We start from the raw sequence: 22,850 nt of genomic DNA on the forward strand, positions 1-22,850 counted from the left end.
TCGGGAACCCGCGGGGCAATCGGTGAACGGCGCGCCCCCGCGGTCCGCCCTCAGCTGTCCAGCCCGTATAGCGAATGGAGAGTCCGAACCGCAAGTTCGGTATATGCCGCATCGATCAGGAAGGAGATCTTGATCTCGGACGTGGTGATGGCCCGGATGTTGATGCCCTTGCCCGCCAGCGCCTCGAACGCCTTGGCCGCGACGCCGGCATGGGAGCGCATGCCGATGCCGATCACCGACACCTTGGTGACGTCGGCGGCCCCTTCCAGCGTCTGGAAGGCGATGGTGTCGCGGGCCTTCTCGATCACCGCCTTGGCGCGCTCGAAATCGGCCGTGGGCACGGTGAAGGTGATGTCGGTGAAGCCGTCGGCGGACACGTTCTGCACGATCATGTCCACATTGATGTGGGCATCGGAGAGCGGACCGAAAACGGCGGCGGCGATGCCGGGCTTGTCGGCCACCCGGCGGATGGACACCTGGGCCTCGTCCTTGGAGAAGGCGATGCCGGTGACCACCTGCGATTCCATCTGGTTTGCCACGATCTCCTCCTCGTCGCAGATGAGCGTACCGGCCTTCTCCACCTGCGCCATCTCCGGCGCGTCGGGATCGGTGAGGCTGGAGCGCACGAAGGTGCGCACATTATGCACCATGGCGAGTTCCACCGAGCGCACCTGCAGCACCTTGGCGCCCAGCGAGGCCATCTCCAGCATCTCCTCGAAGGCGATGCGGTCCAGCCGGCGGGCCTTTTGCACCACCCGCGGGTCGGTGGTGTAGACGCCATCCACGTCGGTGTAGATGTCGCACCGCTCCGCCTTCAGCGCCGCCGCCACCGCCACCGCGCTGGTGTCGGAGCCGCCGCGGCCCAGGGTGGTGAGGCGGCCGGTGGGCAGGTGGATGCCCTGGAAGCCGGCGATCACCGCCACCTCGCCGCCGTCGATGGCATCGCCCAGCGCGCCGCCGTCGATGTCGAGGATGCGGGCGGAGCCGTGGGCGTCGTCGGTGGAGATGGGGACCTGCCAGCCCTGCCAGGAGCGGGCATTGAGGCCCATCTGCTGGAGGGTGATGGCCAGGAGGCCGGAGGTGACCTGTTCGCCGGAGGCCACCACCGCGTCATATTCGCGCGCATCGTAGAGGGGCGAGGCATCCTTGCACCACGCCACCAGCTCGTTGGTCTTGCCGGCCATGGCCGAGACTACCACCGCTACCTGGTAGCCGGCTGCCACTTCGCGCTTCACATGGCGCGCCACATTGCGGATACGTTCGATATTGGCGACCGAGGTGCCGCCGAACTTCATCACCAGCCGAGCCATCGCTCGTGCCTTTCTTCGCCTGGAAAGGGATGGGGAGACGCGGGGGAGGGGCCTGCCGCACACGCGGGGCCGCCTTCGGGCAGCGTCATTTTCGCCGGCGCATCTCTCCGGGGCGCGCCGTGGCGCGCGGAACGGGGCGGGTGGAGGTGGCGGAGCGAAACATCCCGAAAGTCCTTCCGCGCAGGTTCTTGGTGGGTGGCGCGGGTGTTGGGGCGCCTGCATAGCCGCAACGGGAGCCCGGAGCAACCGTCCGCATTCAGGCCGCGGCCGCGAGGGCCGGCCCGGCAGGGGCTTGCCGGCCGCCCCCGCCATCCGCGAAGAAGGCGCACCACAGCGAGGCCGCCATGACATCGCACGCCCCATCCCCCGCCGCTCCCTTCCGCCTCGACCCCCGCCTTGAGGCGGACGGCCCGGCGCTGGGCGATCTGGCCCTGAGCCACCTGCGCCTCGTGGACGATGCGCGATTCTTATGGGTGGTGCTGGTGCCACGCCGGCCGGGCCTGGTGGAGATCATCGACCTGCCGGCAGCGGAAAGGGCGGTGCTGATGGAGGAGATCGCGGCCGTCTCGCAGGCGGTCAAGGCGGCCGGCGGCTGCGCCAAGCTGAATGTGGCGGCGCTGGGCAATATGGTGCCGCAGCTGCATGTGCACGTGGTCGGGCGCAATCCCGGCGACGCCGCCTGGCCCGGGCCGGTGTTCGGCGCCGGGGTGCGCGCGCCGCTGGACCCGGCCGAGCAGGCGGCGCGGATCGCCGCGCTGCGGCATCGCCTGGGGCTCGGCTGACGCGCCGGGCAGAATCGCGGGTGGCCGTGCCGGCGGCCCGCGACGCCTTGCCACCCCGCCGGCCCCATGCCACCGTCGCCAGCGAGCCCGCGTGACGATCGTCACCGCCGCGGTCGTCACGCCACCTGCCGCTTTCGAGGACCTCCGCTCTCCCCATGCCCCTCCTCACCCGCCCCGACCTCGGCGCGTGGCCGGACCTCGGCTATGTCGCCAGCCCCCTCGACCGGGCCGCCCACCAGCGCGCACACGCGCCGGACCTCCTGGAGGATGCCGCGGCCCGCTTCTACCTCGTCGGTGGCGAACTGGTGGCCCTGACCGGGGCAGGCCCGTTGCTCGATCCCCTGTTCGCCCGTGCTGACGCCACTGCCTGGAGCGTGCGCGAGCCGCTCTTCCTCGGGCTGGAGAACGGCGCGCCGCGCTTCGCGCTGGCGTTCGATCCCGGCCGGCGCGAGGCCCTGGAAGGGGCGGGGCTCATCGTCACGGACCTGCGCTCCATCGCCGTCGGCGGCCTTGTGGCGGCCGGCCATCTCGGGCCGCTCGCCTGCGGCAAGGCCCTGTTCGCCTGGCACGGCCGGCACGGCTTCTGCGCCAATTGCGGCAGCCCCTCGCGCATCGTGGAGGCCGGCTGGCGCCGCGATTGCCCCTCCTGCGGCGCGCAGCATTTCCCGCGCACCGATCCGGTGGTGATCATGCTGACGGCGGCGGGTGAGCGGTGCCTGATGGGGCGCCAGCCGCATTTCGCGCCGGGCATGTGGTCCTGCCTCGCCGGCTTCGTGGAGCCCGGCGAGACGGTGGAGGAGGCGGTCCGCCGCGAGACGCTGGAAGAGGCGGGAATCCGCACCGGCCGCGTCGCCTACCGGGCGAGCCAGCCCTGGCCCTTCCCCATGTCGCTGATGATCGGCTGCCTGGCCCAGGCCGAAAGCGAGGATATCGTGATCGACCCGAGCGAGCTTGAGGCCGCCCGCTGGTTCAGCCGGGACGAGGCGGCGCTGATGCTGGCCCGGACCCACCCGGACGGGCTGTTCGTGCCGCCGCCGGTCGCCATCGCCCACCACCTCATCCGCGCCTTCGTCGAGGGCGCGCATGCCTGAGGCGACGCCCCCCGCCGCCGTGCGGCCGTCATCCCGGCTCCGCGGCCTGCGGCGCCTGCTGGACCGCTTCTTCCCCGATCCCGGGCGCAGCCTGCGGGTGGAGCGCCGGCCGCCGTCGCTGGTCTACGGCCTCGACGACCGGGTCCCGGCGTCGGCTTTGATTCCCCTGGCGGCCCAGCACGCCATGCTGGCGGTCACCTTCCTGATCTATCCGGTGCTGGCGGCCACCGAGGCGCGGCTGCCGGCGGACCAGACCTCCGCCATGCTCTCCGCCTGCGCCATGAGCATCGGCATCGCCACCATCATCCAGTGCCTGCGCACGCGCATCGGTTCGGGCTATCTGGCGGTCCACATCCCGGCGCCGGGCGCCATTCCGCTGGCGGTGCAGGCGCTCAGCCTCGGCGGGCTCGGCCTCATGGCCATGACCACGCTTTTGGTGGGCATCAGCCAGCTGTTCATCGCCCGGCTGGTGCGGCCGCTGCGCGCGCTGCTGCCGCCGGAGGTGTGCGGTGTCGCGGTGAGCATGCTCGGCGTGTCCCTCGCCAGCCCGGCGCTGCGGCGGGCGCTGGGCCTCGACCACGGGGCGATGGTGGAGGAGAATGCGACGCTGGCGAGCCTTGCCACGGTGGGCATCATCGTTGCCATCACCGTGTTCGCGCCGCGCCGGCTGAAGCTGTTCGCGGTGTTCGCCGGGGCGAGCGTCGGCTGGATCGTGGCCCTCGTGCTCGGCGCAGGGCAGCCTGGCGCCCAGGAGGCCGTCGCCGCGGCGCCCATCCTGGCCTGGCCGACCCTGACCCTGCCGTCCTTCCAGTTCGCCCCGGCGCTGTTCCCGCTCATGGCGCTGCTGGTGGTGATGAACCTGGTGGATGTCCTGTCCGTCACCGTCTCGCTGGAGAAGATGAACGATGCCGACTGGCGCCGCGCCCACATGCCGGCGGCGCAGCGCGCCGTGACCACCTGCGGCATCGGCAACATTCTCAACGGCCTGACCTCGGGCTTCCAGTCGGGCCTGTCCTCCTCCTCGGTGGGGCTCGCCTTCGCCACCCAGTCCACCGCGCGGGTGATCGGCGTGACGGCCGGTGTCATGATATTCGCCATCGCCTTCGTGCCGAAGGCCATCGTGGCACTGACCCTGATACCATCTCCGGTGATCGGTGGCATCCTGCTCTACACCTCCGCTTATCTGGTGGTGGCGGGCATGGACCTGGTGACCTCCCGCCGCCTCAGCGAGCGGCGGGTGTTCGTGGTGGGGCTGTCGGTTCTGGCCGGGCTGTCGGTGGCGTTGCTGCCGCTGACCCGGCAGATGCCCTTGGCCCTCCAGCCCCTGTTCTCGACGCCCCTCACCGTGGGCGCGCTTACCGCCATCATCCTCAACCTGTTGTTCCGCATCGGCATCGCCCAGGAGGCGAGCGCGGCGGTGCCGGACGGGGCGCACGCTTTCCCCTTCGTGCGCGACTTCCTGGAGGAGCAGGGCGACAATTGGGGCGCGCGGCGCGATGTGATCGCCGCCGCCATCCCCATCGTGGCGCAGGCGCTGGAGCTGGTGGCCGACAGCGGCATCGCCGAAGGCCCCATCGAATTGCGGGCGCGCTTCGACGAGACCCATCTGGACGTTTCCGTCGTCTATGACGGCGAGGTCATGGAGGCGCCGAAGGAGCGGCCCTCGCCCGAGGCCCTTCTGGGCGACGCCCGGGAGCAGGCCTCCTTCGCCGCCTACATGCTCACCCACCTCTCCGATCACGTCAGCTTCGGCCGCGCCGGCGGCCGCGCCCGCATTCTGCTGCGGTTCGACCACTGAGGCGGCCGCGCGCCAGGCGGGGCCGCCCGCCGGCCTGCCCGGTCAGTAGCTTTCGGCGGAGGCGGGAAAGCGGGCGCGGTAGGGGTGCGCCGGATAGACCCCGAGAATGCGCATCTCGCGGGAGAAGAAGGCGAGTTCCTCCAGCGCCAGCTTCACGTTGCGGTCGTCCGGGTGGCCGTCCACGTCGGCATAGAACTGGGTGGCGGTGAAGTGCCCGTCCATCTGGTAGGATTCCAGCTTGGTCATGTTCACGCCGTTGGTGGCGAAGCCGCCCAGCGCCTTGTAGAGGGCGGCGGGAACGTTGCGCACCCGGAACACGAAGGTGGTGATGACCGGGCCGTTGCCCGCCGGCGCCCATTCGCCATCGCGGGAGAGGATGATGAAGCGGGTGGTGTTGTGCGCCTCGTCCTCGATATTTTCCGAAAGGATATCAAGGCCATAGATCTCGGCGGCCAAGCGGGAGGCGATGGCCGCGCGGGTGATGTCGCCGGCCTCGGCGATCTCCCGGGCGGAGCCGGCCGTGTCCGCCCCGATCACCGGGGTGAGGTTGAGCGCGCGGATGGCCTTGCGGCACTGGCCCAGCGCCATCACATGGCTCTGGACCGTGCGCAGGGTGGCGAGGCGCGCGCCCTTCACCGCCATGAGCTGGTGGGAGAGGGGCAGGAAATGCTCCCCCACGATGTTGAGGGCGGAATGGGGCATGAGGTGGTGGATGTCCGCCACCCGGCCCGCCACGGAATTCTCGATGGGAATCATGGCGAAGGCCGCGGCCCCGCCTTCCACCGCCGCGAACGCGTCCTCGAAGGTGGGGCAGGGCACCGCCTCGTCGTCGGGAAACACCTCGCGGCAGGCGATGTGGGAATTGGCGCCCGGCTCGCCCTGGAAGGTGATGCGGCGGATCATGGCGTGTTCACTCCGTTTCCTGCGGCTGGGCCGGCGCGGCTTCCCGGGCCAGGATCTGCCGCGCCCGTTCGAGGTGGGCGGGGGTATCCACCCCGAGGGGCACCGTGTCCACCACCGCCACGTCGATGCGCATCCCCGCTTCCAGGGCGCGCAGTTGCTCCAGCCGCTCGCGCCGCTCCAGCACCGACGGCGGCAGGGCGACGAACCGTTCCAGCGCGGCGCGGCGATAGGCGTAGAGGCCGATGTGATGATAGAGCGGCCCCTCGCCGTGGGGGGCGGTGGCGCGGGTGAAATAGAGCGCGCGCAGCAGCCCCTCGCCGTGGGGCGAGCCCACCACCTTCACCACGTTGGGGTCGGTGCGCTCGTGCGCGTCGCGGATCTCGGCAGCGAGGGTGGCGATGTCCACGGCCGGGTCGGCGAGGGGCGCAAGGGCGCGGCGGATGGTGGCGGGGGCGATGGTGGGCAGGTCGCCCTGCACGTTCACCACCACCTCCACCTCGCCGCTGCCGTCGAGCGCCGACAGCGCCTCGAAGATGCGGTCGGAGCCGGAGGGGTGGTCCGGCCGCGTCATCACCGCGTGGCAGCCGGCGGCGCGCACGGCGTCGGCGATCTCGGCGGCGTCGGTGGCCACCGCCACCCGGCCGATGCCGGCTGCGACCGCGCGCCGCGCCACCTCCACGATCATCGGCCGCCCGCCCACGTCGGCCAGGGGCTTGCCCGGCAGGCGGGTGGCGGCCATGCGCGCGGGAATCAGCACGAGCACACGGCTGGCGGGCATGATGGGGGCGTCCTTCGCAAGGCGCGCCGGACGGGCGCGGGGAGTGGCATTGGGGCGCGCCTTATACGGGTTGCTTCGCCGCGATCAAAGTGGTTAGTGTCGCCGCCGGTGTGCGGGGCTCCTCGCGCGCCACTTACCGACATGCTTGCACGTCCGGCCGCACCCTTCGTTTTTGCGCCGCGGCGGGCGTGGACCAAGGGCTCCGAGGGGCGAAGCGCCGATGGACAGTTTTGAATTGAACAAGATCGCAGGTGCGGTTCTAGCTACTCTGCTTCTCACCTTCGGCCTTGCTGCCGTGTCGGAGATTCTGTTCAAGCCGGAAGCGGCGGCCAAGCCCGGCTTCGACATCGTGGTGCAGGAAGGCGCCGGCGCCGCAGCGCCCGCCAAGGCCGCCGCCATCCCGATCGAGCAGCTGTTCGCCGCCGCCTCGCCGGAGAAGGGCGCCAGCGTCGCCAAGAAGTGCGCCGCCTGCCACAATTTCCAGGAAGGCGCCGGCGCCAAGGTCGGCCCGGACCTCTATGGCATCGTCGGCCGCCCGGTGGCGTCCGCCTCCGGCTTCGGCTATTCCGCGGCCATGAAGGCCAAGGGCGGCACCTGGACCCCGCAGGCGCTGAACGCCTTCATCACCAATCCGAAGGCCGACCTGCCCGGCACCGCCATGGCGTTCGCCGGCATCGGCAAGGAGACGGAGCGGGCGGACCTCATCGCCTATCTCAATACCCTCTCCCACGATCCCAAGCCCCTGCCCACCGCCGCGGCGCCTGCTGCTGTGCCGGAGCCGGCCAAGGCCAACTGATCGCGGACAGGCGTGCGGTCGCAGGCTCCCGAGGCCTGCCGGCGTAGCCTGGGAACGGGATTTCACGCCATTGTCATCCGCCGGATGACGCTGGGAACAAGACGCGCCGGCCCTGCACGGGCCGGCATTTTCATGCGCCCGCCGCCCCGTCCCGGGACTGGCGGCGGCCCGGCCCGGCTCCGGCGGAGGCGGGAGCGGAGGCGGCGCCATGTTTCTGCCGTCGCAGGCGGTGCCATAATCGGCTATCCCGATCCCCACAGGATTCTGCCGGAGCCGCCGATGCCCTTCTCCCTCGTCCGCCCCTTTGCGCTGTTCGCCGCGCTCCTTTGCGCCGGCCTTCCGGCCTTGAGCCTGGCGCAGGTGCCGGAGGCCGGGGCAGGCGGGCAACCGGTGTTCCGCCACGGCCTGTCGCTGATGGGGGCGCCGAAATATCCCGAAGGCTTCAAGGCCTTCGACTATGTGAACCCGCAGGCGCCCAAGGGCGGCCTTGTCCGCCTCGCCGAAGACGGCACCTTCGACACCTTCAACTTCGTGGTGCCCCGCGGCACCCCGGCGGCGGGCGTCAACCTGCTCTACGACACCCTCATGGTCCCGGCCTATGACGAGGTGTCCACCGAATACGGGCTGATCGCGCAGGGGGTGAGCTACCCGGCCGACTTCTCCTCCGCCACCTACCGCCTGCGCGTCGACGCCCGCTGGCACGACGGCGCCCCCATCACCCCGGCCGACGTGGTGTTCTCCTTCGAGGCCCTGACCAAGAACAACCCCAACCAGAAATTCTATTACAGCCACGTGGTGAAGGCGGAGCAGACCGGCCCGCGCGACGTCACCTTCACCTTCGACCAGTCGGGCAACCGCGAGTTGCCGCAGATCGTCGGCCAGCTCACCATCCTGCCGAAGCACTGGTGGACGGGCACGGACGCCAACGGCAAGGCGCGCGACATCTCCCAGGGCAGCCTGGAGGTGCCGCTGGGCTCCGGCGCCTATCGCATCAAGGGGTTCATCGCCGGCCGCTCCATCACCTACGAGCGGGTGAGGGACTATTGGGCAAAAGACCTCAACGTGAATGTGGGCAAGGACAATTTCGACGAGATCCGCTACGAGTACTTCCGCGACGACACGGTGATGCTGGAGGCGTTCAAGGCCGACCAGTATGATTTCCGCGTGGAATCTTCCGCCAAGAACTGGGCCACGGCCTACGACTTCCCGGCCAAGGTGGACGGCCGGGTGATCCTTGAAATGTTCGAGAACCGCGCCTCCGGCGTGATGCAGGCCTTCGTGCCCAATCTGCGGCGCGACAAGTTCAAGGACCCGCGGGTGCGCCGGGCCTTCAATTATGCGCTGGATTTCGAGGGCATGAACCACACCTTGTTCTTCGGCCAGTACAAGCGCATCGATTCCTATTTCTCCGGCACCGAGCTTGCTTCCTCCGGCCTGCCCCAGGGGCGCGAGCTGGAGATCCTCGATAAGGTGAAGGACAAGGTGCCGCCACAGGTGTTCACCACCGCCTTCACCAATCCGCAGAGCGGCACCGAGGAGGCGCGCCGGGCGAACCTGCGCGAGGCCGCCCGCCTGCTGAAGGAGGCCGGCTGGGAGGTGCGCAGCCGCAAGCTGGTGAATGCCAAGGGGGAGCCCTTCACGGTGGAGATCCTCATCTCCAGCCCGGCCATGGAGCGGGTGGCGGTGTTCTACAAGCCGGCGCTGGAGCGCCTCGGCATCGAAGTGTCGGTGCGCATCGTGGATTCCTCGCAATATGTGAACCGGGTGCGGGCGCGCGACTTCGACATGATCGTCTCCGGCTGGGGCCAGTCGCTCTCGCCGGGCAACGAGCAGCGCGATTTCTGGGGCTCCCCGGCGGCGGACCGGGAGGGCTCGCGCAATCTCGGCGGCATCCGCGACGCGGCGGTGGACGCGCTCATCGACAAGGTGATCTATGCCACCGACCGGGCCGACCTGGTGGCCGCCACCCACGCCCTTGACCGGGTGCTGCTGTGGAACGAATACGTCATTCCCGCCTGGACGCTGAACTATACCCGCACCGCCCGCTGGAACCGCTTCTCCCATCCGCCGGTGCTGCCCGCTTATTCCTTCGCCTTCCCCGACATCTGGTGGTTCGACGTGGCGAAGGCGGAGAAGATCGGGGCCGGCCGATGAGCATCAGCCGCCGCACCGTGCTGCGTATCGGCGCCGCCTCCGCATTCACCCTTCTGCCCGCGGTCGCCCGCGCCCAGGGGCCGGGTGCGGCCGCCCCGCCCGCCGCCGGGGAAGCGGCCGCCGCGGAGGGCGGCGTCTCCCCCGCCGCCGTGGAGCGCCATGGCATCTCCTTCTTCGGCGACCTCGCCTATCCGAAGGACTTCCGGCATTTCACCTATGTGAATCCGGACGCCCCCAAGGGCGGCCCGTTCTCGCAGATGGGCCGCGCCACCTTCTACAACCAGTCGCTGAACACCTTCGACACCCTCAATCCCTACAACCAGCGCGGCAACGGCGCCCAGGGCATCGAGCTGATCTACGATACGCTGATGACCGCCGCCGGCGACGAGAAGAGCGCCATGTATGGCCGGCTCGCCTCCGCCGTGGAGATTGCCGACGAGGGCCTGACCTACCGCTTCCGGCTGCGGCCCGAGGCGCGCTTCCACGATGGCTCGCCGGTGACGGCGGCGGACGTGGCGGCCTCGTTCGAGGCGTTCAAGGCGGAGGGCTACGAGACCATCCGCATGGCCCTGCGCGACCTGACTGCGGTGGAGGCGGACGGCGACCATGGGGTGGTGATGCGGTTTCGCCCCGGCCGGGCGCGCGACGTGCCCCTCACCGCCGCGGGCCTGCCCATCTTCTCGAAGGCCTTCCTGGCCAAGCACCCGTTCGGCCAGTCCTCGCTGGAGGTGCCGCTGGGCTCCGGGCCCTACAAGGTGGCGCGCTTCGAGCAGGGCCGCTTCATCGAATATCACCGCATCGCCGATTACTGGGGCCGCGACCTGCCGGTGATGAAGGGGCGGTTCAATTTCGATACGGTGCGCTACGAATATTTCCGCGACCGCATCGCCGGCCTGGAGGGCTTCAAGGGCCGGGCCTACCTGTTCCGGGAGGAGTTCACCGCCCGCGAATGGGCCACGGCCTATGATTTTCCCGCCGTTCGCGAAGGCCGGGTGAAGGTGGAAACCCTGCCGGACGAGAGCTTTTCCGGTGTGCAGGGCTGGTTCTTCAACACCCGCAGGCAGAAATTCTTCGATCGCCGGGTGCGCGAGGCGATCGGGCTGCTGTTCGATTTCGACTGGACGCGCAAAAATCTGATGTACGACAGCTACACCCGCACCGTCTCCTTCTTCCAGAATTCGGAGATGATGGCGCAGGGCCGGCCTTCGCCCGCGGAGCTGAAGCTGCTGGAGCCGTTCCGCGACCGGCTGCCGGAAGAGGTGTTCGAGGAGCCCTATGTTCCCCCCGTCTCCGACGGCTCGGGAGAGGACCGCAACCTGCGCCGCCAGGCCCTGAACCTCCTGAAGGATGCCGGCTACACGGTGCAGCAGGGCCGGCTGGTGGACCCGCGGGGCGAGGCCTTCACCATGGAGTTCCTGGACGACGACGGCTCCATGGAGCGCCACACCTCGCGCTTCATCGGCCACCTGAAGAAAGTGGGCATAGAGGCCACCTTCCGCATCGTGGACCCCGCCCAGTTCCAGATGCGGCTGCAGAATTTCGATTTCGACCTGGTGGTGCGGCGCTACAGCTTCGCGCCCTATCCCGGCGACGAGCTGCGCGCCTATTTCTCCACCGAGGCGGCGCGCACCCGCGGGTCCTACAATGTGGCGGGCATCGCCGACCCGGCGGTGGATGCCCTCATCAATGCGGCGCTGGCGGCGCCGGATGCCGCCAGCCTGGTCATCGCCTGCCGGGCGCTGGACCGGGTGCTGCGCGCCGGGCGCTACTGGATTCCCCAATGGTATTCCGGGGTTCACCGCATCGCCTATTGGAACCAGTTCGATCGCCCGGCCACCAAGCCGCGCTACGAACTGGGGGTGCTGGACACCTGGTGGAGCGCGGGCAGCGAACCGGCCCGGGGTGGTTGACCGCCAGCTTCATGAACATGCGGGGCGGTTGACGCCCCGCCGGCTTGCCTGCACCGTCGTGCCGGAACGGGAGACGAGATGCTCGCTTACATTCTCCGCCGCATTGCGCTGATGGTGCCGACCATTCTCGGCATCATGCTGGTGTCGTTCGTGGTCATCCAGTTCGCTCCCGGGGGGCCGGTGGAGCGGGTGATCGCCCAGCTCACCGGCGAGGACGTGTCGGCCACCTCCCGCGTTTCCGGCTCGGGCGGCGACTTCTCCGGCGCGGGGGCGGCGGCGCAGGCGGGCGCGGCGGCGGAAATGTCCTCCAAGTATCGCGGCGCGCAGGGGCTGGACCCCGCCTTCATCAAGCAGCTGGAGCAGCAGTTCGGCTTCGACCGGCCGGCCCACGAGCGCTTCTTCAAGATGATTGCGAATTATGCCACCTTCGATTTCGGCCGCTCCTATTTCCGCGACATCACCGTCATCGACCTGATCGCGGAGAAGATGCCCGTCTCCATCTCGCTCGGCCTGTGGATGACGCTCATCACCTATCTCATCTCCATTCCCCTCGGCATCGCCAAGGCCATGCGCGACGGCTCGCGCTTCGATGTGTGGACCTCGGCGGTGATCATCGTCGGCTATGCCATCCCGTCCTTCCTGTTCGCCATCCTGCTCATCATCCTGTTCGCCGGCGGCTCGTTTCTCGATCTGTTCCCGCTGCGCGGGCTCACCTCCGAGAATTTCTGGCAGATGACGTGGCCGCAGCGCATCGCCGATTATGCCTGGCACCTGGTGCTGCCGCTCACCTCCATGGTGCTCGGGGCATTCGCCACCATGACGCTTCTGACCAAGAATTCGTTCCTGGAGGAGATCCGCAAGCAATATGTCACCACCGCGCGGATGAAGGGCCTTTCGGAACGCCGGGTGCTCTACGGCCATGTGTTCCGCAACGCCATGCTCATCGTCATCGCCGGCTTTCCGGGGGCCTTCATCTCCGCCTTCTTCTCCGGCTCGCTTTTGATCGAGACCATCTTCTCCCTCGACGGGCTGGGCCTTCTGGGCTTCGAGAGCGTGCTCAACCGCGACTATCCGGTGGTGTTCGCCACCCTCTACATCTTCTCGCTGGCGGGCCTGGTGGTCGGCCTGCTCTCGGATGTCACCTACATGCTGGTGGACCCACGCATCGACTTCGAGACGCGGGAGGTCTGAGCCATGGATGCGGTCCCCCTGCTGCAGCCCGGCGAGCCCACCGACGTGCCCGCCGCCCGCGACCTGCCCCACGGCGCGCTCCAGCCGCCGGGCGCGGCCAAGCCGCGCGGGCGCTTCTCCCTGTCGCCCCTCAACCGGCGGCGGCTGGCGAATTTCCGCGCCAACGGCCGGGGCTACTGGTCGTTCATCGTCTTCATGGTGCTGTTCGTGCTCAGCCTCGGCGCCGAGTTCATCGCCAACGACAAGCCCATCCTCGTTTCGTATGACGGCGGCTATTACTTCCCCGTGGTGCGCGCCTATCCCGAGACCGCCTTCGGCGGCGATTTCGAGACCGATGCGGACTATCGCGACCCGTTCCTGAAGACGCTGATCGCGCAGAAGGGGGGCTGGATGATCTGGCCGCCCATCCGCTTCTCCTATTCCACCCACAATCTCGATTTGCCCACCCCCGCCCCCTCGCCCCCCACCTGGATGCTCACCGAGGCCCAGTGCAAGGCGGCCGCGCAGAAGAAGGGGGTTGCCGGCTGCGCCGGGCTGGAAATGAACTGGCTCGGCACCGACGACCAGGGCCGCGACGTGGTGGCCCGCCTCATCTACGGCTTCCGCATCTCGGTGCTGTTCGGCCTTGCCCTCACCCTCGTCTCGTCCGTCGTCGGCGTGGCGGCCGGCGCGGTGCAGGGCTATTTCGGCGGCTGGGTGGATCTGCTGTTCCAGCGCTTCATCGAGATCTGGACCGCCATTCCCTCGCTCTACCTGCTGCTCATCATCTCCTCGGTGCTGGTGCCCGGCTTCTGGGTGCTGCTGGGCATCCTCCTCCTGTTCTCCTGGGTGTCGCTGGTGGGGCTGGTGCGGGCGGAATTCCTGCGCGCGCGCAATTTCGAATATGTGCAGGCGGCGCGGGCGCTGGGGGTGGGCAACCTCACCATCATGACGCGGCACATGCTGCCCAACGCCATGGTGGCGACGCTGACCATGCTGCCCTTCGTCCTCTCCTCCTCGGTGATGACGCTCACCGCCCTGGATTTCCTCGGCTTCGGCCTGCCCCCCGGCTCGCCCTCGCTGGGCGAACTGCTCTCCCAGGGCAAGAACAACATCCAGGCGCCCTGGCTCGGCCTCACCGGCTTCTTCACCGTAGCGGTGATGCTGAGCCTGCTCATCTTCGTCGGCGAGGCGGTGCGCGACGCCTTCGACCCGCGCAAGACGTTCGGGTGAGGTGTGGTAGGATTAAAGTAGACTGATCGGGTGAAGGCGATGAACAGGATCGTGCGCGAGCACTACCCGGTGGAGAAGCTGCCGGAGGATTTGCGGGGGGGGCCTTGCAGTGGGCCAGACCGTGACCATCACGGTGGAGGAAGAGGCGCAGCTCGATGCGGAGAGCTTCGACGCCAAGGTCGCGGACATCTTGAGCCACCCGCAGCCGATGACGCTCCGAGAAGTCAGGGCTTTGGTGGGGCCTCGGAACGTGACGTCGGAGGAGGCCGTCGCCCGCATTCGGGCTTTGCGCGACGAATGGGACTGACAGATCGTGCGGCTTTATTTCGATACAAATGCGATCATTCAGGCCGTGGAAGGCGCGGATATTCCATCAGGCCGTTTCTCGGCTGTCGTCGATGCCGCGGCCAAGACGGGGCTGAAGGTTGTTACCAGCGAACTGTCGTTGGCTGAACTCCTCGTCAAACCGCTGCGCGAGCAGGATTTCAAGCTGATAGTCATCTATAATAACCTCCTCGCGGGTACGAGAGAAAGCCAGTTGGAGACGTTGCCCGTCTCTCGTGAAATTCTGGGTCTTTCGGCGCGCATTCGCAACAGAAAGCCGAAGATCAAGTTGCCGGATGCGATCCACATCGCGACCGCCGAGCATGCCGGATGTGAATTCATCTTGACGGGTGACAAACGTTTAGAAGGGGCTGCGGCTCTCGGTTTGGTGGACCCCAGCAGCAGCGACATCAACGCCTTTATCGAGATGATGTCATGACCCAACCGCTCCTCTCCGTCGAAGATCTCTCCGTCGCCTTTCGCCGGGTTGATGATCCCAGCGGCACCGGGCAGGCGCTGGCGGTGAAGAATGTCTCGTTCGACCTGGCCAAGGGCGAGACGCTGGCGCTGGTGGGCGAATCGGGCTCCGGCAAGTCGGTCACCGCCCTCTCCATCCTGAAGCTGCTGCCCTATCCGGCGGCGAGCCATCCCTCGGGGCAGATCCTGTTCGAGGGGCGCGACCTGCTGACCGTGCCCGAGCGCGAGCTGCGCGGCGTGCGCGGCAACAAGATCACCATGGTGTTCCAGGAGCCCATGAGCTCGCTGAACCCGCTGCACACCATCGAGCGGCAGGTGGGGGAGATGCTCACCCTGCATCGCGGCATGGGGCAGGCGGCGGCCCGGGCGCGCACGCTGGAGCTGCTCGCCGAGGTGGGCATTCCCAAGCCGGAGGAGCGGCTTTCCGCCTTCCCGCACCAGCTTTCCGGCGGCCAGCGCCAGCGGGTGATGATCGCCATGGCGCTCGCCAACGAGCCGGACCTTTTGATTGCCGACGAGCCCACCACGGCGCTGGATGTGACCGTGCAGGCGCAGATCCTGAAGCTGCTCAAGGAGCTGCAGGCCCGCCTCGGCATGGCCATGCTGTTCATCACCCACGACCTGGGCATCGTGCGCAAGATCGCCGATCGGGTGTGCGTGATGCAGAAGGGCGAGATCGTGGAGCAGGGCGGGGCGGAGGACACCTTCCGCCACCCGCGCCATCCCTACACCCAGGCGCTGCTGCACGCCGAGCCCAAGCCCGATCCCGCCCCCGCGGCCGCCGCCGCGCCGGTGGTGGTGGAGGCGAGCGACCTGAAGGTGCATTTTCCCATCAAGCGCGGCTTCTTCCGCAAGACCGTGGGCCATGTGAAGGCGGTGGACGGGGTAAGCATCGCCATCCGCCGCGGCGAGACGCTGGGGGTGGTGGGCGAATCCGGCTCGGGCAAGACCACGCTGGGCCTTGCCCTTCTGCGCCTCATCTCCAGCCGCGGGCCGGTGGCCTTCCTCGGCCGGCGCATCGACGGGCTCGGCTTCAAGGCCCTGCGCCCGCTGCGCTCGCAGATGCAGATCGTGTTCCAGGACCCGTATGGCGCGCTGTCCCCGCGCATGTCGGTGGCCGACATCGTGGGCGAGGGGCTGCTGGTCCACCAGCGCGGCCTGAGCGCGCAGGAGCGCGACGCGCGGGTGATCGCGGCGCTGTCGGACGTGGGGCTCGATCCGCAGAGCCGGCACCGCTACCCGCACGAGTTTTCCGGCGGCCAGCGCCAGCGCATCTCCATCGCCCGGGCCATGGCCCTGGAGCCCTCCTTCGTGGTGCTGGACGAGCCCACCAGCGCCCTCGACATGATCGTGCAGGCGCAGATCGTGGACCTGCTGCGGGCGCTCCAGCGCAAGCGCGACCTCACCTTCATGTTCATCTCGCACGATCTGCGGGTGGTGTCGGCGCTGGCCAGCCACATCCTTGTCATGCGCGACGGCAAGATGGTGGAGGAGGGCCCGGCGCGCACGGTGTTCGAGCATCCGCGGGAAGACTACACCCGCGCCCTGTTCGCCGCGGCGTTCGCGCTCGAAACCGCCAGCCAGGGAGTGGTGCGCCAGTGACGACCAGGGACATGACCAAGGACATGACCAAGGACATGGCCGGGAATATGGCCGGGGATATGCCGGCGCAGGTGGATCTGGAGGGCCCGGAATTGCTGGCGCGGGGCTTCCGCCCCTATGAGCGCTACCGCCTCATGCTCCATCATGGCGACGGCACGCGCGATGCGCAGGTGCGCGACATCGTGCGCGTGGGCGGCGTGGTGGGCGTGCTGGGCTACGATCCCCTGCGTGACCTCGTGGTGCTCATCCGCCAGTTCCGCCTCACCTCCCATCTGGCCGAGAACCGCGGTGGCCTGGTGGAGATCGTGGCCGGCCTGGTGGAGCCGGGCGAGCAGCTGGAGGCGGCCGCCATCCGCGAATGCATCGAGGAGGCCGGCGTTGCGCCGCGCCAGCTTGTGCCCATGCTGCACTTCATGCCCTCGCCGGGCGTCAGCGACGAAGTCGCCTGGCTCTATCTCGGCATCGTCGATGCGGGCGCGCTGCCGGAGCGGGCGGGCGCGAGCCATGAGACCGAGACCACGCATCCCTTCGCAGTGACGCTGGAGGCGGCGCTGGCGGCCGTTGCCGATGGCCGCTGCGTCAACGGCTATCTCATCATGGCGCTGCATTGGCTGGCGCTGAACCGCGCCCGCCTGCCGCAGCTGCTGGCCGAAGCCGCGGCGGTGTAAGGCGCGCCTGGCCCGCGGCCGCCCGGCAGCGCCGTTGCCCTTCGATGGGACGGAGCCGGCGACGCCCTTATGCCAAAGGCCGTTCAAGGCCCTTGATCCCGGCCCGTGGGCACCTACCCCGCGGCCAAGCCCGCGGCCAAAAGCCCCCCTCTGACCAAGCCTGCGGCCAAGCCCGCGCGGTGCCGCGGCGCACCCTCTCGGCACCGGTCCAGGGCCGGGGCCGGTGGCATCAGGCGTGGGGTTCGAGCCGGGCGAGGTCGAAGGCGGCCACGTCCTTCAGCAGATCCACGAAAGCGCGGGCGCCGAACTCGAACGCCGCCTCGCCCTTCAGCGCGGTGGCGCCCCGAGGATCGCCCATGGCGCCGTCGGGGCTCAGGTCCTCGGCGAGCCAGCCGAAGCCCACCGGGTGGTTGGCGCGCAGCCGGGAAAACTCGGTCTCCATGGCCACGCTGTAGGGCACGAAGTCCCCGGCGTGGGTCAGGTCCACCAGTTCCGGGCGGAAGGCCAGCAGGAGCGAGGTCTCGATCTCGCCGCCATGGATGCCGTGGGCGCGCTCATGGTCGCCGAACAGGCCCACGGGATAGCCGAAGCGGTGCATGGAGCAGGTGACGGCCAGCATCCGGTGCTCCACGCGCAGGGTGCGGGCCACGAGGTCGATGACCGGCACGTTGCCGCCATGGGTGTTCATGAGCACCAGCCGGCGCACCCCGGCCCGCGCCAGGCTCTTGCCCAGCTCCACCCATGCCGCCAGCGCCGTGGCGGGGGAGAAGGTGAGGGTGCCGGCAAAGGAGATGTGTTCGTCCGACTTGCCCACGGCCTGCACCGGCAGGAACACCGCATCCACGTCGCGCGGCACCAGCGGGGCGATGCGCTCCACATAGCCTTCGGCGATGAAGAGGTCGGTTCCCAGCGGCAGATGCGGGCCGTGCTGCTCCACCGCCGCCACGGGCAGCACGGCCACCAGCCGGGTCTTGTCGAGGGCGGCCAGGGCCGGCGAGGCAAGTTCTGCCCACTTCAGGAACACCGTTCGCCCCTCCCTTTCCCCGCGCCTTCCCGGGCGGCATGCCACCCGCAGATACCAGATGGACAGCGCGCTTCCGTCGGCATCATCGCCTTTCCATGGGGCCGAAAAGCCGCATGAAGTCAAGGGGCTACCGCGCGCGACGGCGGATGCGGCCAGTGTTCTGCGCCGCCGGGCCGGGCAAAGCGCCGACGGCGCCGCCCGGGGAACACATGCAGATCGGGCGGGCGGCAGCGATTCGCGCACGGTTCGTTCCGGCCTGTTCCCGCCCGGTCCCGCCCGCTGTACCGAAACGGGACGCGGCCGCCGCCGGGGGGAACGGGCGGTGAACAGGGCCGCGGTAGCGATTCGCGCATGGTTCGTTCCGGCCTGTTCCCGCCCGGTCCCGCCCGCTGTGCCGAAACGGGACGCGGCCGCCACCGGGGGAACGGGCGGTGAACAGGGCCGGGGCAGCGATTCGCGCACGGTTCGTTCCGGCCTGTTCCCGCCGCGCCGCGGGCGGGGTCCCGCATTGGCACAGGCCGGCACCGGCGAACGGGAGGGGAACCGGGCGCGCCGGCCGATTCGCGCACGTTTTGTTCGCGCCACGTTCGCCTGCCCCCTTTCGCCATCGCCCCCGCGTGCCGATATGATACAGACGACCCCGAGATGGGCGGACCTGCGCGAGAATCGATGGACGACGTCACCCAATGGGCCGTACTGCCGCGCTCGGTTCGATCGCGGGGGGTGAGCGCGGTTCTCGGTCCCACCAACACCGGCAAGACCCACCTCGCCATCGAGCGGATGCTCGGCCACGAGAGCGGCATCATCGGCCTGCCCCTGCGGCTCCTGGCGCGCGAGGTATACCAGCGCATCGTCGAGCGGGTGGGCGCCGACAAGGTGGCCCTCGTCACCGGCGAGGAGAAGATCAAGCCGAAGGACCCCAGATACTGGGTGGCCACGGTGGAGGCCATGCCGCGCGACCTCGACGTGGCGTTCGTGGCCATCGACGAGATCCAGATCGCCACCGACCTCGACCGCGGCCATGTCTTCACCGACCGGATGCTGAACCGGCGCGGGCGGCACGAGACGCTGCTGCTCGGCTCCGCCACCATGCGCCCGCTCATCGAGAAGCTGTTGCCGGGGGTGAACGTGGTGGTGCGCCCGCGCCTCTCCACCCTCACCTTTGCCGGCGAGAAGAAGATTTCCCGCCTGCCGCGGCGCTCGGCCATCGTCGCCTTCTCGGCCGAGGAGGTCTATTCCATCGCCGAGTTCATCCGCCGCCAGCGCGGCGGGGCGGCGGTGGTGATGGGGGCGCTGTCGCCGCGCACCCGCAATGCGCAGGTGGAGCTCTACCAGTCCGGAGACGTGGATTATCTGGTGGCCACCGACGCGGTGGGCATGGGCCTCAACCTCGACGTGGACCATGTAGCCTTCGCCTCCGACCGCAAGTTCGACGGCTGGCAGTTCCGCAAGCTCAACCCCGCCGAGATGGCCCAGATCGCCGGGCGCGCCGGCCGCGCGACGCGCGACGGCACCTTCGGCACCACCGGCCGCTGCCCGCCGTTCGAGGAAGAACTTGTGGAGCGGCTGGAGGCCCATGTCTTCGACACCGCGAAGGTGTTGCAATGGCGCAACGCCGTGCCCGATTTCAGCTCCGCCGCCGCCCTTCTGGCCAGCCTGTCGCAGGTGCCGCGGGAGGACGGATTGACCCGCGCGCCCACCGCCGACGACGTGGCGGTGCTGGAAATCATGAGCCGGGACATGGAGGTGACGCGGCGTCTCGCCACGCCCGCCGACGTGGAACGGCTGTGGGATGCGTGCCAGGTTCCCGATTATCGCAAGGTGTCTCCCGGGGCCCATGCGGACCTCGTGGCAACGCTTTTCGGGCATCTTGGAGGGGGTGGGCGCATCCCCGATGATTGGTTCGCGCGTCAAATCGCCTTGACCGATCGCGCAGAAGGCGACATCGACACGTTGTCGAACCGGATCGCGCAGGTGAGAACCCTTACCTTCGTGGCCAACCGGCCCGACTGGCTCAAGGATCCGGGGCACTGGCAAGGCGTCACGAGAGGGGTCGAGGACAAGCTGTCGGACGCACTTCACGAAAGGCTCGCACAGCGTTTCGTGGACCGGCGGACCAGCGTGCTCATGCGGCGCCTGCGAGAGAACACGATGCTCGAAACTGAAATCAGCAAGACCGGTGACGTCACCGTTGAAGGCCATGTCATCGGCCACCTCCATGGCTTCCAGTTCGCGCCGGACCCGGCTGCGGGCGGCGAAGAGGCCAAGGCCCTGCGTTCCGCAGCCCAGAAGGCGCTGTCGGGCGAGATCGAGCAGCGCGCCGGGCGGCTTGCCCAGGCGGTGGACGAGGCGTTCGTCCTCACCATCGACGGCACGATCCGCTGGACCGGCGAGGCGGTGGCCAAGCTCATTCCCGGCGACGAGGTGCTGAAGCCGCGCTTCAAGGTCATCGCCGACGAGCACCTCACCGGCCCCGCGCGGGACCAGGTGGAGGCACGCATCGCTTTGTGGCTGTCGGCCCATATCGAAAAGCTCATGGGCCCGCTGATGAAGCTCGGCGCGGCCGAGGATGTCACCGGCATCGGCCGCGGCATCGCCTTCCAGATCGTCGAGGCCCTGGGCGTGCTGGAGCGCGCCCGGGTGGCCGAGGAGATGAAGGGGCTAGACCAGGCCGCCCGCGCCACCCTGCGCGGCTATGGCGTGCGCTTCGGCGCCCATCACATCTACCTGCCGGTGCTGCTGAAGCCGGCGCCGCGGGCGCTGGCGGTGGAGCTGTTCGCCCTGAAGCATGGCGGCCTTGCCCAGAAGGGGCTGGACGAGCTGCCGCACCTGGCGGCATCCGGCCGCACCTCCATCCCGGTGGATCACGAGATCCAGAAGGGGCTCTACCGGGCGGTGGGCTTCCGCGTGTGCGGTGAACGCGCCGTGCGCGTGGACATTCTGGAGCGGCTCGCCGACCTCATCCGCCCGGCGCTGGCCTGGCGCCCCAACTCGCCCGGCCCGAAGCCGGCGGGGGCGGTGGACGGGCGCGGCTTCACCGTGACCGTCGGCATGACCTCTCTGGCCGGCTGCTCGGGGGAGGATTTCGCCTCCATCCTGAAGTCGCTGGGCTATCGCATGGAGCGCCGCCCGCCGCCGCCGCCGGAGCCCGTGGCCGCCGAGCCGGCGGCGCCGGAAGCCGTGGAGCTGGCGCCGCTGCCGGAAGGAGCCATCGAGGCCGACCTGCTGTTCGACGCCCCCGCCGCGCCGCTGCCCGATGACACCTTGCCGGAGGCATCCGCCGAAGGGGTGGACGCCGCCGCGGAGGCCGACGAGATGGAGGCCGCCGCCGCCATCGAGGTGCTGGAGGAAACCGGCGATCCCACCACGGCCGAAGTGGCCGCGGAAGTGGAGGCGCCTGCCGCCCCCGGCGGCCCCGAAACGCTTGAAGCCGCCTTCGAGGCGGTGGCCGAGGCGGCCGCCCCCGAGACCGCCGCTGAAGATGTCGCCGCTGGCGATCCGGGCGCGCCCGAGGCCGTGGCCGCTGGCGAGGAGGCCCCGGAGGCCGCCGCCGTCGCGGCCGAGGTGCCGGCCGAGCCCGAGCTGATCGAGGTCTGGCGTCCCGGCCGTCCGCCCGGCGCGCCGCGCCGCGAGCGCCCGGCCCATGAAGGCCGCCGCTTCGGCGAGCGCAAGGAAGGCGCCCCCCCCCGCGAGGGCGAGCGCAAGGAGGGGGACCGCCGGGGCGATCGCCGCGACGGCCGCCCGCCCCATCGCCGCCCCGAGACTGCTCCCGCGGCCGAAGCCGGAGCGCCTGCTGCCGGTGCGCCCGAGGGCGAGCGCGGGCCGCGTCCGCCCCGCAACGACCGCCCGTTCCGCGGCCCGCGGGAGGGCGAAGGCCATCGCGGCCCGCGGCCGGAGCACCGGGCCGACCCGCGCCCGGCGCCCCAGGAGCGCCGGCGCGAGAAGCCGGTGGACCCGGACAGCCCGTTCGCCGCCCTGGCCGCGCTGAAGGCGCGCATGGAGGCGGAGAAGAAGGGCAATTGAGGTGGCGGACCCGGCGGAGCGGCAGAGGCTCGACCGCTGGATCTGGCATGCCCGCGTGGTGCGCACCCGCTCCGCCGCCGCAGATCTGGTCCGCGCCGGCCACGTGCGCCTCGACGGGGCGCGGGTGACGAGCCCGGCCCAGGCGGTGAAGGGCGGGCAGGTGCTCACCATCGCCCTTGACCGGCAGGTGCGCGTGTTGCGGATCGTCGGCTTTTCCGAGCGGCGGGGAGATGCTACATCCGCTCATGAGCTTTTTGAGGAAATAACAGAGACGTGACGGGTAATGCGGGGCGCGGCTTTGCGCGCGCTTGCTTCAGGCGCCAGCCTGCGCTACCCGAGCGCCTCGAAAGGGATCGTCCATGACCTACGTCGTCACCGAGAACTGCATCCGCTGCAAGTACATGGATTGCGTGTCCGTGTGCCCGGTGGACTGTTTCTACGAGGGCGAGAACATGCTCGTCATCCACCCCGACGAATGCATCGACTGCGGCGTCTGCGAGCCGGAATGCCCGGCCGAGGCCATCAAGCCCGATGCCGAGCCGGGGCTGGAGAAGTGGCTCGCGCTCAACGCCGAATATGCCAAGGCCTGGCCCAACATCACGCTGAAGCGCGACCCGCCGGCCGATGCCAAGGAATGGGACGGCAAGCCCGGCAAGGAAGAGCTGTTCTCGCCGGAGCCCGGCCAGGGCGATTGAGCCGAGGCCGCCGGTGGGGGCCTCGCCCCTGAGCCCGGGTGCGCCGTGCGCGGTCCGCCGTTCAGCGCCGGATTTCCCGCCATGGGCGGATTCGTCTTTATTCAATAAGTTG

The 22,850-nt window shown here is 69.5% G+C and carries 19 protein-coding genes; 15 read left to right on the top strand and 4 right to left on the bottom strand.

The window, feature by feature from the left end; genetic code table 11:
- Positions 1-50: 50 nt before the first annotated feature.
- Positions 51-1,310 carry an aspartate kinase gene (locus ACI7BZ_RS08360; RefSeq protein ID WP_414116700.1) on the bottom strand — a complete coding sequence of 420 codons (1,260 nt, stop codon included), beginning with the start codon at positions 1,308-1,310 and terminating at the stop codon, positions 51-53.
- Between the two features lie 344 nt (positions 1,311-1,654).
- On the opposite strand from ACI7BZ_RS08360, the gene ACI7BZ_RS08365 reads away from it, so the two are divergent.
- The 3 genes from ACI7BZ_RS08365 to ACI7BZ_RS08375 all read left to right on the top strand — a co-directional run bounded on the left by ACI7BZ_RS08365 (position 1,655) and on the right by ACI7BZ_RS08375 (position 4,981).
- The gene (locus tag ACI7BZ_RS08365; RefSeq protein WP_414116701.1) at positions 1,655-2,092 is read left to right on the top strand and encodes an HIT family protein; all 438 of its coding nucleotides are present in this window, start codon (positions 1,655-1,657) and stop codon (positions 2,090-2,092) included.
- Positions 2,093-2,247: 155 nt separating this feature from the next.
- Entirely contained in the window at positions 2,248-3,183 is a 936-nt protein-coding gene (nudC, locus tag ACI7BZ_RS08370) for an NAD(+) diphosphatase (RefSeq protein WP_414116702.1), read from the top strand.
- Positions 3,176-4,981, top strand: a complete 1,806-nt coding sequence (locus ACI7BZ_RS08375; protein WP_414116703.1) for a uracil-xanthine permease family protein — start codon at positions 3,176-3,178, stop codon at positions 4,979-4,981. The genes nudC and ACI7BZ_RS08375 overlap by 8 nt, the downstream gene beginning before the upstream one ends.
- A 42-nt stretch (positions 4,982-5,023) precedes the next feature.
- On the opposite strand, the gene ACI7BZ_RS08380 is transcribed toward ACI7BZ_RS08375, so the two are convergent.
- Both ACI7BZ_RS08380 and ACI7BZ_RS08385 read right to left on the bottom strand, forming a co-directional pair.
- On the bottom strand, positions 5,024-5,884 hold the full coding sequence (locus ACI7BZ_RS08380) for a prephenate dehydratase (RefSeq protein WP_414116704.1): 861 nt from the start codon (positions 5,882-5,884) through the stop codon (positions 5,024-5,026).
- A gap of 7 nt (positions 5,885-5,891) precedes the next feature.
- Entirely contained in the window at positions 5,892-6,662 is a 771-nt protein-coding gene (locus tag ACI7BZ_RS08385) for a 3-deoxy-manno-octulosonate cytidylyltransferase (protein WP_414116705.1), read from the bottom strand.
- Positions 6,663-6,882: 220 nt separating this feature from the next.
- Between ACI7BZ_RS08385 and ACI7BZ_RS08390 the strand changes: the two genes are divergently transcribed.
- From ACI7BZ_RS08390 to ACI7BZ_RS08430, 9 genes are all read left to right on the top strand, one after another.
- On the top strand, positions 6,883-7,458 hold the full coding sequence (locus ACI7BZ_RS08390) for a c-type cytochrome (RefSeq protein ID WP_414116706.1): 576 nt from the start codon (positions 6,883-6,885) through the stop codon (positions 7,456-7,458).
- A 279-nt stretch (positions 7,459-7,737) separates the two neighbouring features.
- A complete protein-coding gene (locus tag ACI7BZ_RS08395; protein ID WP_414116707.1) occupies positions 7,738-9,612 on the top strand; it encodes an extracellular solute-binding protein in 1,875 nt (624 codons plus the stop codon).
- On the top strand, positions 9,609-11,522 hold the full coding sequence (locus tag ACI7BZ_RS08400; RefSeq protein WP_414116708.1) for an extracellular solute-binding protein: 1,914 nt from the start codon (positions 9,609-9,611) through the stop codon (positions 11,520-11,522). The genes ACI7BZ_RS08395 and ACI7BZ_RS08400 overlap by 4 nt, the downstream gene beginning before the upstream one ends.
- A 78-nt stretch (positions 11,523-11,600) precedes the next feature.
- Positions 11,601-12,713 (top strand): microcin C ABC transporter permease YejB, encoded by a 1,113-nt coding sequence (locus ACI7BZ_RS08405; RefSeq protein ID WP_414116709.1) that lies wholly within the window; start codon positions 11,601-11,603, stop codon positions 12,711-12,713.
- A gap of 3 nt (positions 12,714-12,716) precedes the next feature.
- Positions 12,717-13,925, top strand: a complete 1,209-nt coding sequence (locus ACI7BZ_RS08410) for an ABC transporter permease (RefSeq protein WP_414116710.1) — start codon at positions 12,717-12,719, stop codon at positions 13,923-13,925.
- A gap of 121 nt (positions 13,926-14,046) precedes the next feature.
- Entirely contained in the window at positions 14,047-14,232 is a 186-nt protein-coding gene (locus ACI7BZ_RS08415; RefSeq protein ID WP_414116711.1) for a hypothetical protein, read from the top strand.
- Between the two features lie 6 nt (positions 14,233-14,238).
- Positions 14,239-14,688: a type II toxin-antitoxin system VapC family toxin gene (locus ACI7BZ_RS08420; protein WP_414116712.1), complete on the top strand. Its 450-nt coding sequence runs from the start codon at positions 14,239-14,241 to the stop codon at positions 14,686-14,688.
- Positions 14,685-16,328: an ABC transporter ATP-binding protein gene (locus ACI7BZ_RS08425; protein WP_414116713.1), complete on the top strand. Its 1,644-nt coding sequence runs from the start codon at positions 14,685-14,687 to the stop codon at positions 16,326-16,328. Before ACI7BZ_RS08420 ends, ACI7BZ_RS08425 begins: the two co-directional genes overlap by 4 nt.
- The gene (locus tag ACI7BZ_RS08430; protein WP_414116715.1) at positions 16,325-16,996 is read left to right on the top strand and encodes an NUDIX domain-containing protein; all 672 of its coding nucleotides are present in this window, start codon (positions 16,325-16,327) and stop codon (positions 16,994-16,996) included. The genes ACI7BZ_RS08425 and ACI7BZ_RS08430 overlap by 4 nt, the downstream gene beginning before the upstream one ends.
- Positions 16,997-17,225: 229 nt before the next feature.
- On the opposite strand, the gene ACI7BZ_RS08435 is transcribed toward ACI7BZ_RS08430, so the two are convergent.
- Positions 17,226-18,020: a creatininase family protein gene (locus tag ACI7BZ_RS08435; RefSeq protein WP_414116716.1), complete on the bottom strand. Its 795-nt coding sequence runs from the start codon at positions 18,018-18,020 to the stop codon at positions 17,226-17,228.
- 669 nt (positions 18,021-18,689) lie between these two features.
- Between ACI7BZ_RS08435 and ACI7BZ_RS08440 the strand changes: the two genes are divergently transcribed.
- The 3 genes from ACI7BZ_RS08440 (at position 18,690) to fdxA (ending at position 22,738) form a co-directional block, all read left to right on the top strand.
- Positions 18,690-22,043: a helicase-related protein gene (locus ACI7BZ_RS08440; RefSeq protein WP_414116717.1), complete on the top strand. Its 3,354-nt coding sequence runs from the start codon at positions 18,690-18,692 to the stop codon at positions 22,041-22,043.
- A gap of 1 nt (position 22,044) precedes the next feature.
- A complete protein-coding gene (locus ACI7BZ_RS08445) occupies positions 22,045-22,320 on the top strand; it encodes an RNA-binding S4 domain-containing protein (RefSeq protein WP_414116718.1) in 276 nt (91 codons plus the stop codon).
- A gap of 82 nt (positions 22,321-22,402) precedes the next feature.
- The gene (fdxA, locus tag ACI7BZ_RS08450; protein WP_138401338.1) at positions 22,403-22,738 is read left to right on the top strand and encodes a ferredoxin FdxA; all 336 of its coding nucleotides are present in this window, start codon (positions 22,403-22,405) and stop codon (positions 22,736-22,738) included.
- The last annotated feature ends 112 nt before the right edge of the window (positions 22,739-22,850 follow it).

It is taken from the genome of Xanthobacter sp. AM11, assembly GCF_047444035.1.
Taxonomy (GTDB): domain Bacteria; phylum Pseudomonadota; class Alphaproteobacteria; order Rhizobiales; family Xanthobacteraceae; genus Xanthobacter.

What these genes read in the sequence shown, in the direction of transcription:
- ACI7BZ_RS08440 (WP_414116717.1), top strand. Translation starts at nt 18,690, where the DNA reads ATGGACGACGTCACCCAATGGGCCGTACTGCCGCGCTCGGTTCGATCG.
- ACI7BZ_RS08405 (WP_414116709.1), top strand. Translation starts at nt 11,601, where the DNA reads ATGCTCGCTTACATTCTCCGCCGCATTGCGCTGATGGTGCCGACCATT.
- ACI7BZ_RS08395 (WP_414116707.1), top strand. Translation starts at nt 7,738, where the DNA reads ATGCCCTTCTCCCTCGTCCGCCCCTTTGCGCTGTTCGCCGCGCTCCTT.
- ACI7BZ_RS08425 (WP_414116713.1), top strand. Translation starts at nt 14,685, where the DNA reads ATGACCCAACCGCTCCTCTCCGTCGAAGATCTCTCCGTCGCCTTTCGC.
- ACI7BZ_RS08380 (WP_414116704.1), bottom strand. Translation starts at nt 5,884, where the DNA reads ATGATCCGCCGCATCACCTTCCAGGGCGAGCCGGGCGCCAATTCCCAC.
- ACI7BZ_RS08385 (WP_414116705.1), bottom strand. Translation starts at nt 6,662, where the DNA reads ATGCCCGCCAGCCGTGTGCTCGTGCTGATTCCCGCGCGCATGGCCGCC.
- nudC (WP_414116702.1), top strand. Translation starts at nt 2,248, where the DNA reads ATGCCCCTCCTCACCCGCCCCGACCTCGGCGCGTGGCCGGACCTCGGC.
- ACI7BZ_RS08375 (WP_414116703.1), top strand. Translation starts at nt 3,176, where the DNA reads ATGCCTGAGGCGACGCCCCCCGCCGCCGTGCGGCCGTCATCCCGGCTC.
- ACI7BZ_RS08390 (WP_414116706.1), top strand. Translation starts at nt 6,883, where the DNA reads ATGGACAGTTTTGAATTGAACAAGATCGCAGGTGCGGTTCTAGCTACT.
- ACI7BZ_RS08400 (WP_414116708.1), top strand. Translation starts at nt 9,609, where the DNA reads ATGAGCATCAGCCGCCGCACCGTGCTGCGTATCGGCGCCGCCTCCGCA.
- ACI7BZ_RS08410 (WP_414116710.1), top strand. Translation starts at nt 12,717, where the DNA reads ATGGATGCGGTCCCCCTGCTGCAGCCCGGCGAGCCCACCGACGTGCCC.
- fdxA (WP_138401338.1), top strand. Translation starts at nt 22,403, where the DNA reads ATGACCTACGTCGTCACCGAGAACTGCATCCGCTGCAAGTACATGGAT.
- ACI7BZ_RS08365 (WP_414116701.1), top strand. Translation starts at nt 1,655, where the DNA reads ATGACATCGCACGCCCCATCCCCCGCCGCTCCCTTCCGCCTCGACCCC.
- ACI7BZ_RS08360 (WP_414116700.1), bottom strand. Translation starts at nt 1,310, where the DNA reads ATGGCTCGGCTGGTGATGAAGTTCGGCGGCACCTCGGTCGCCAATATC.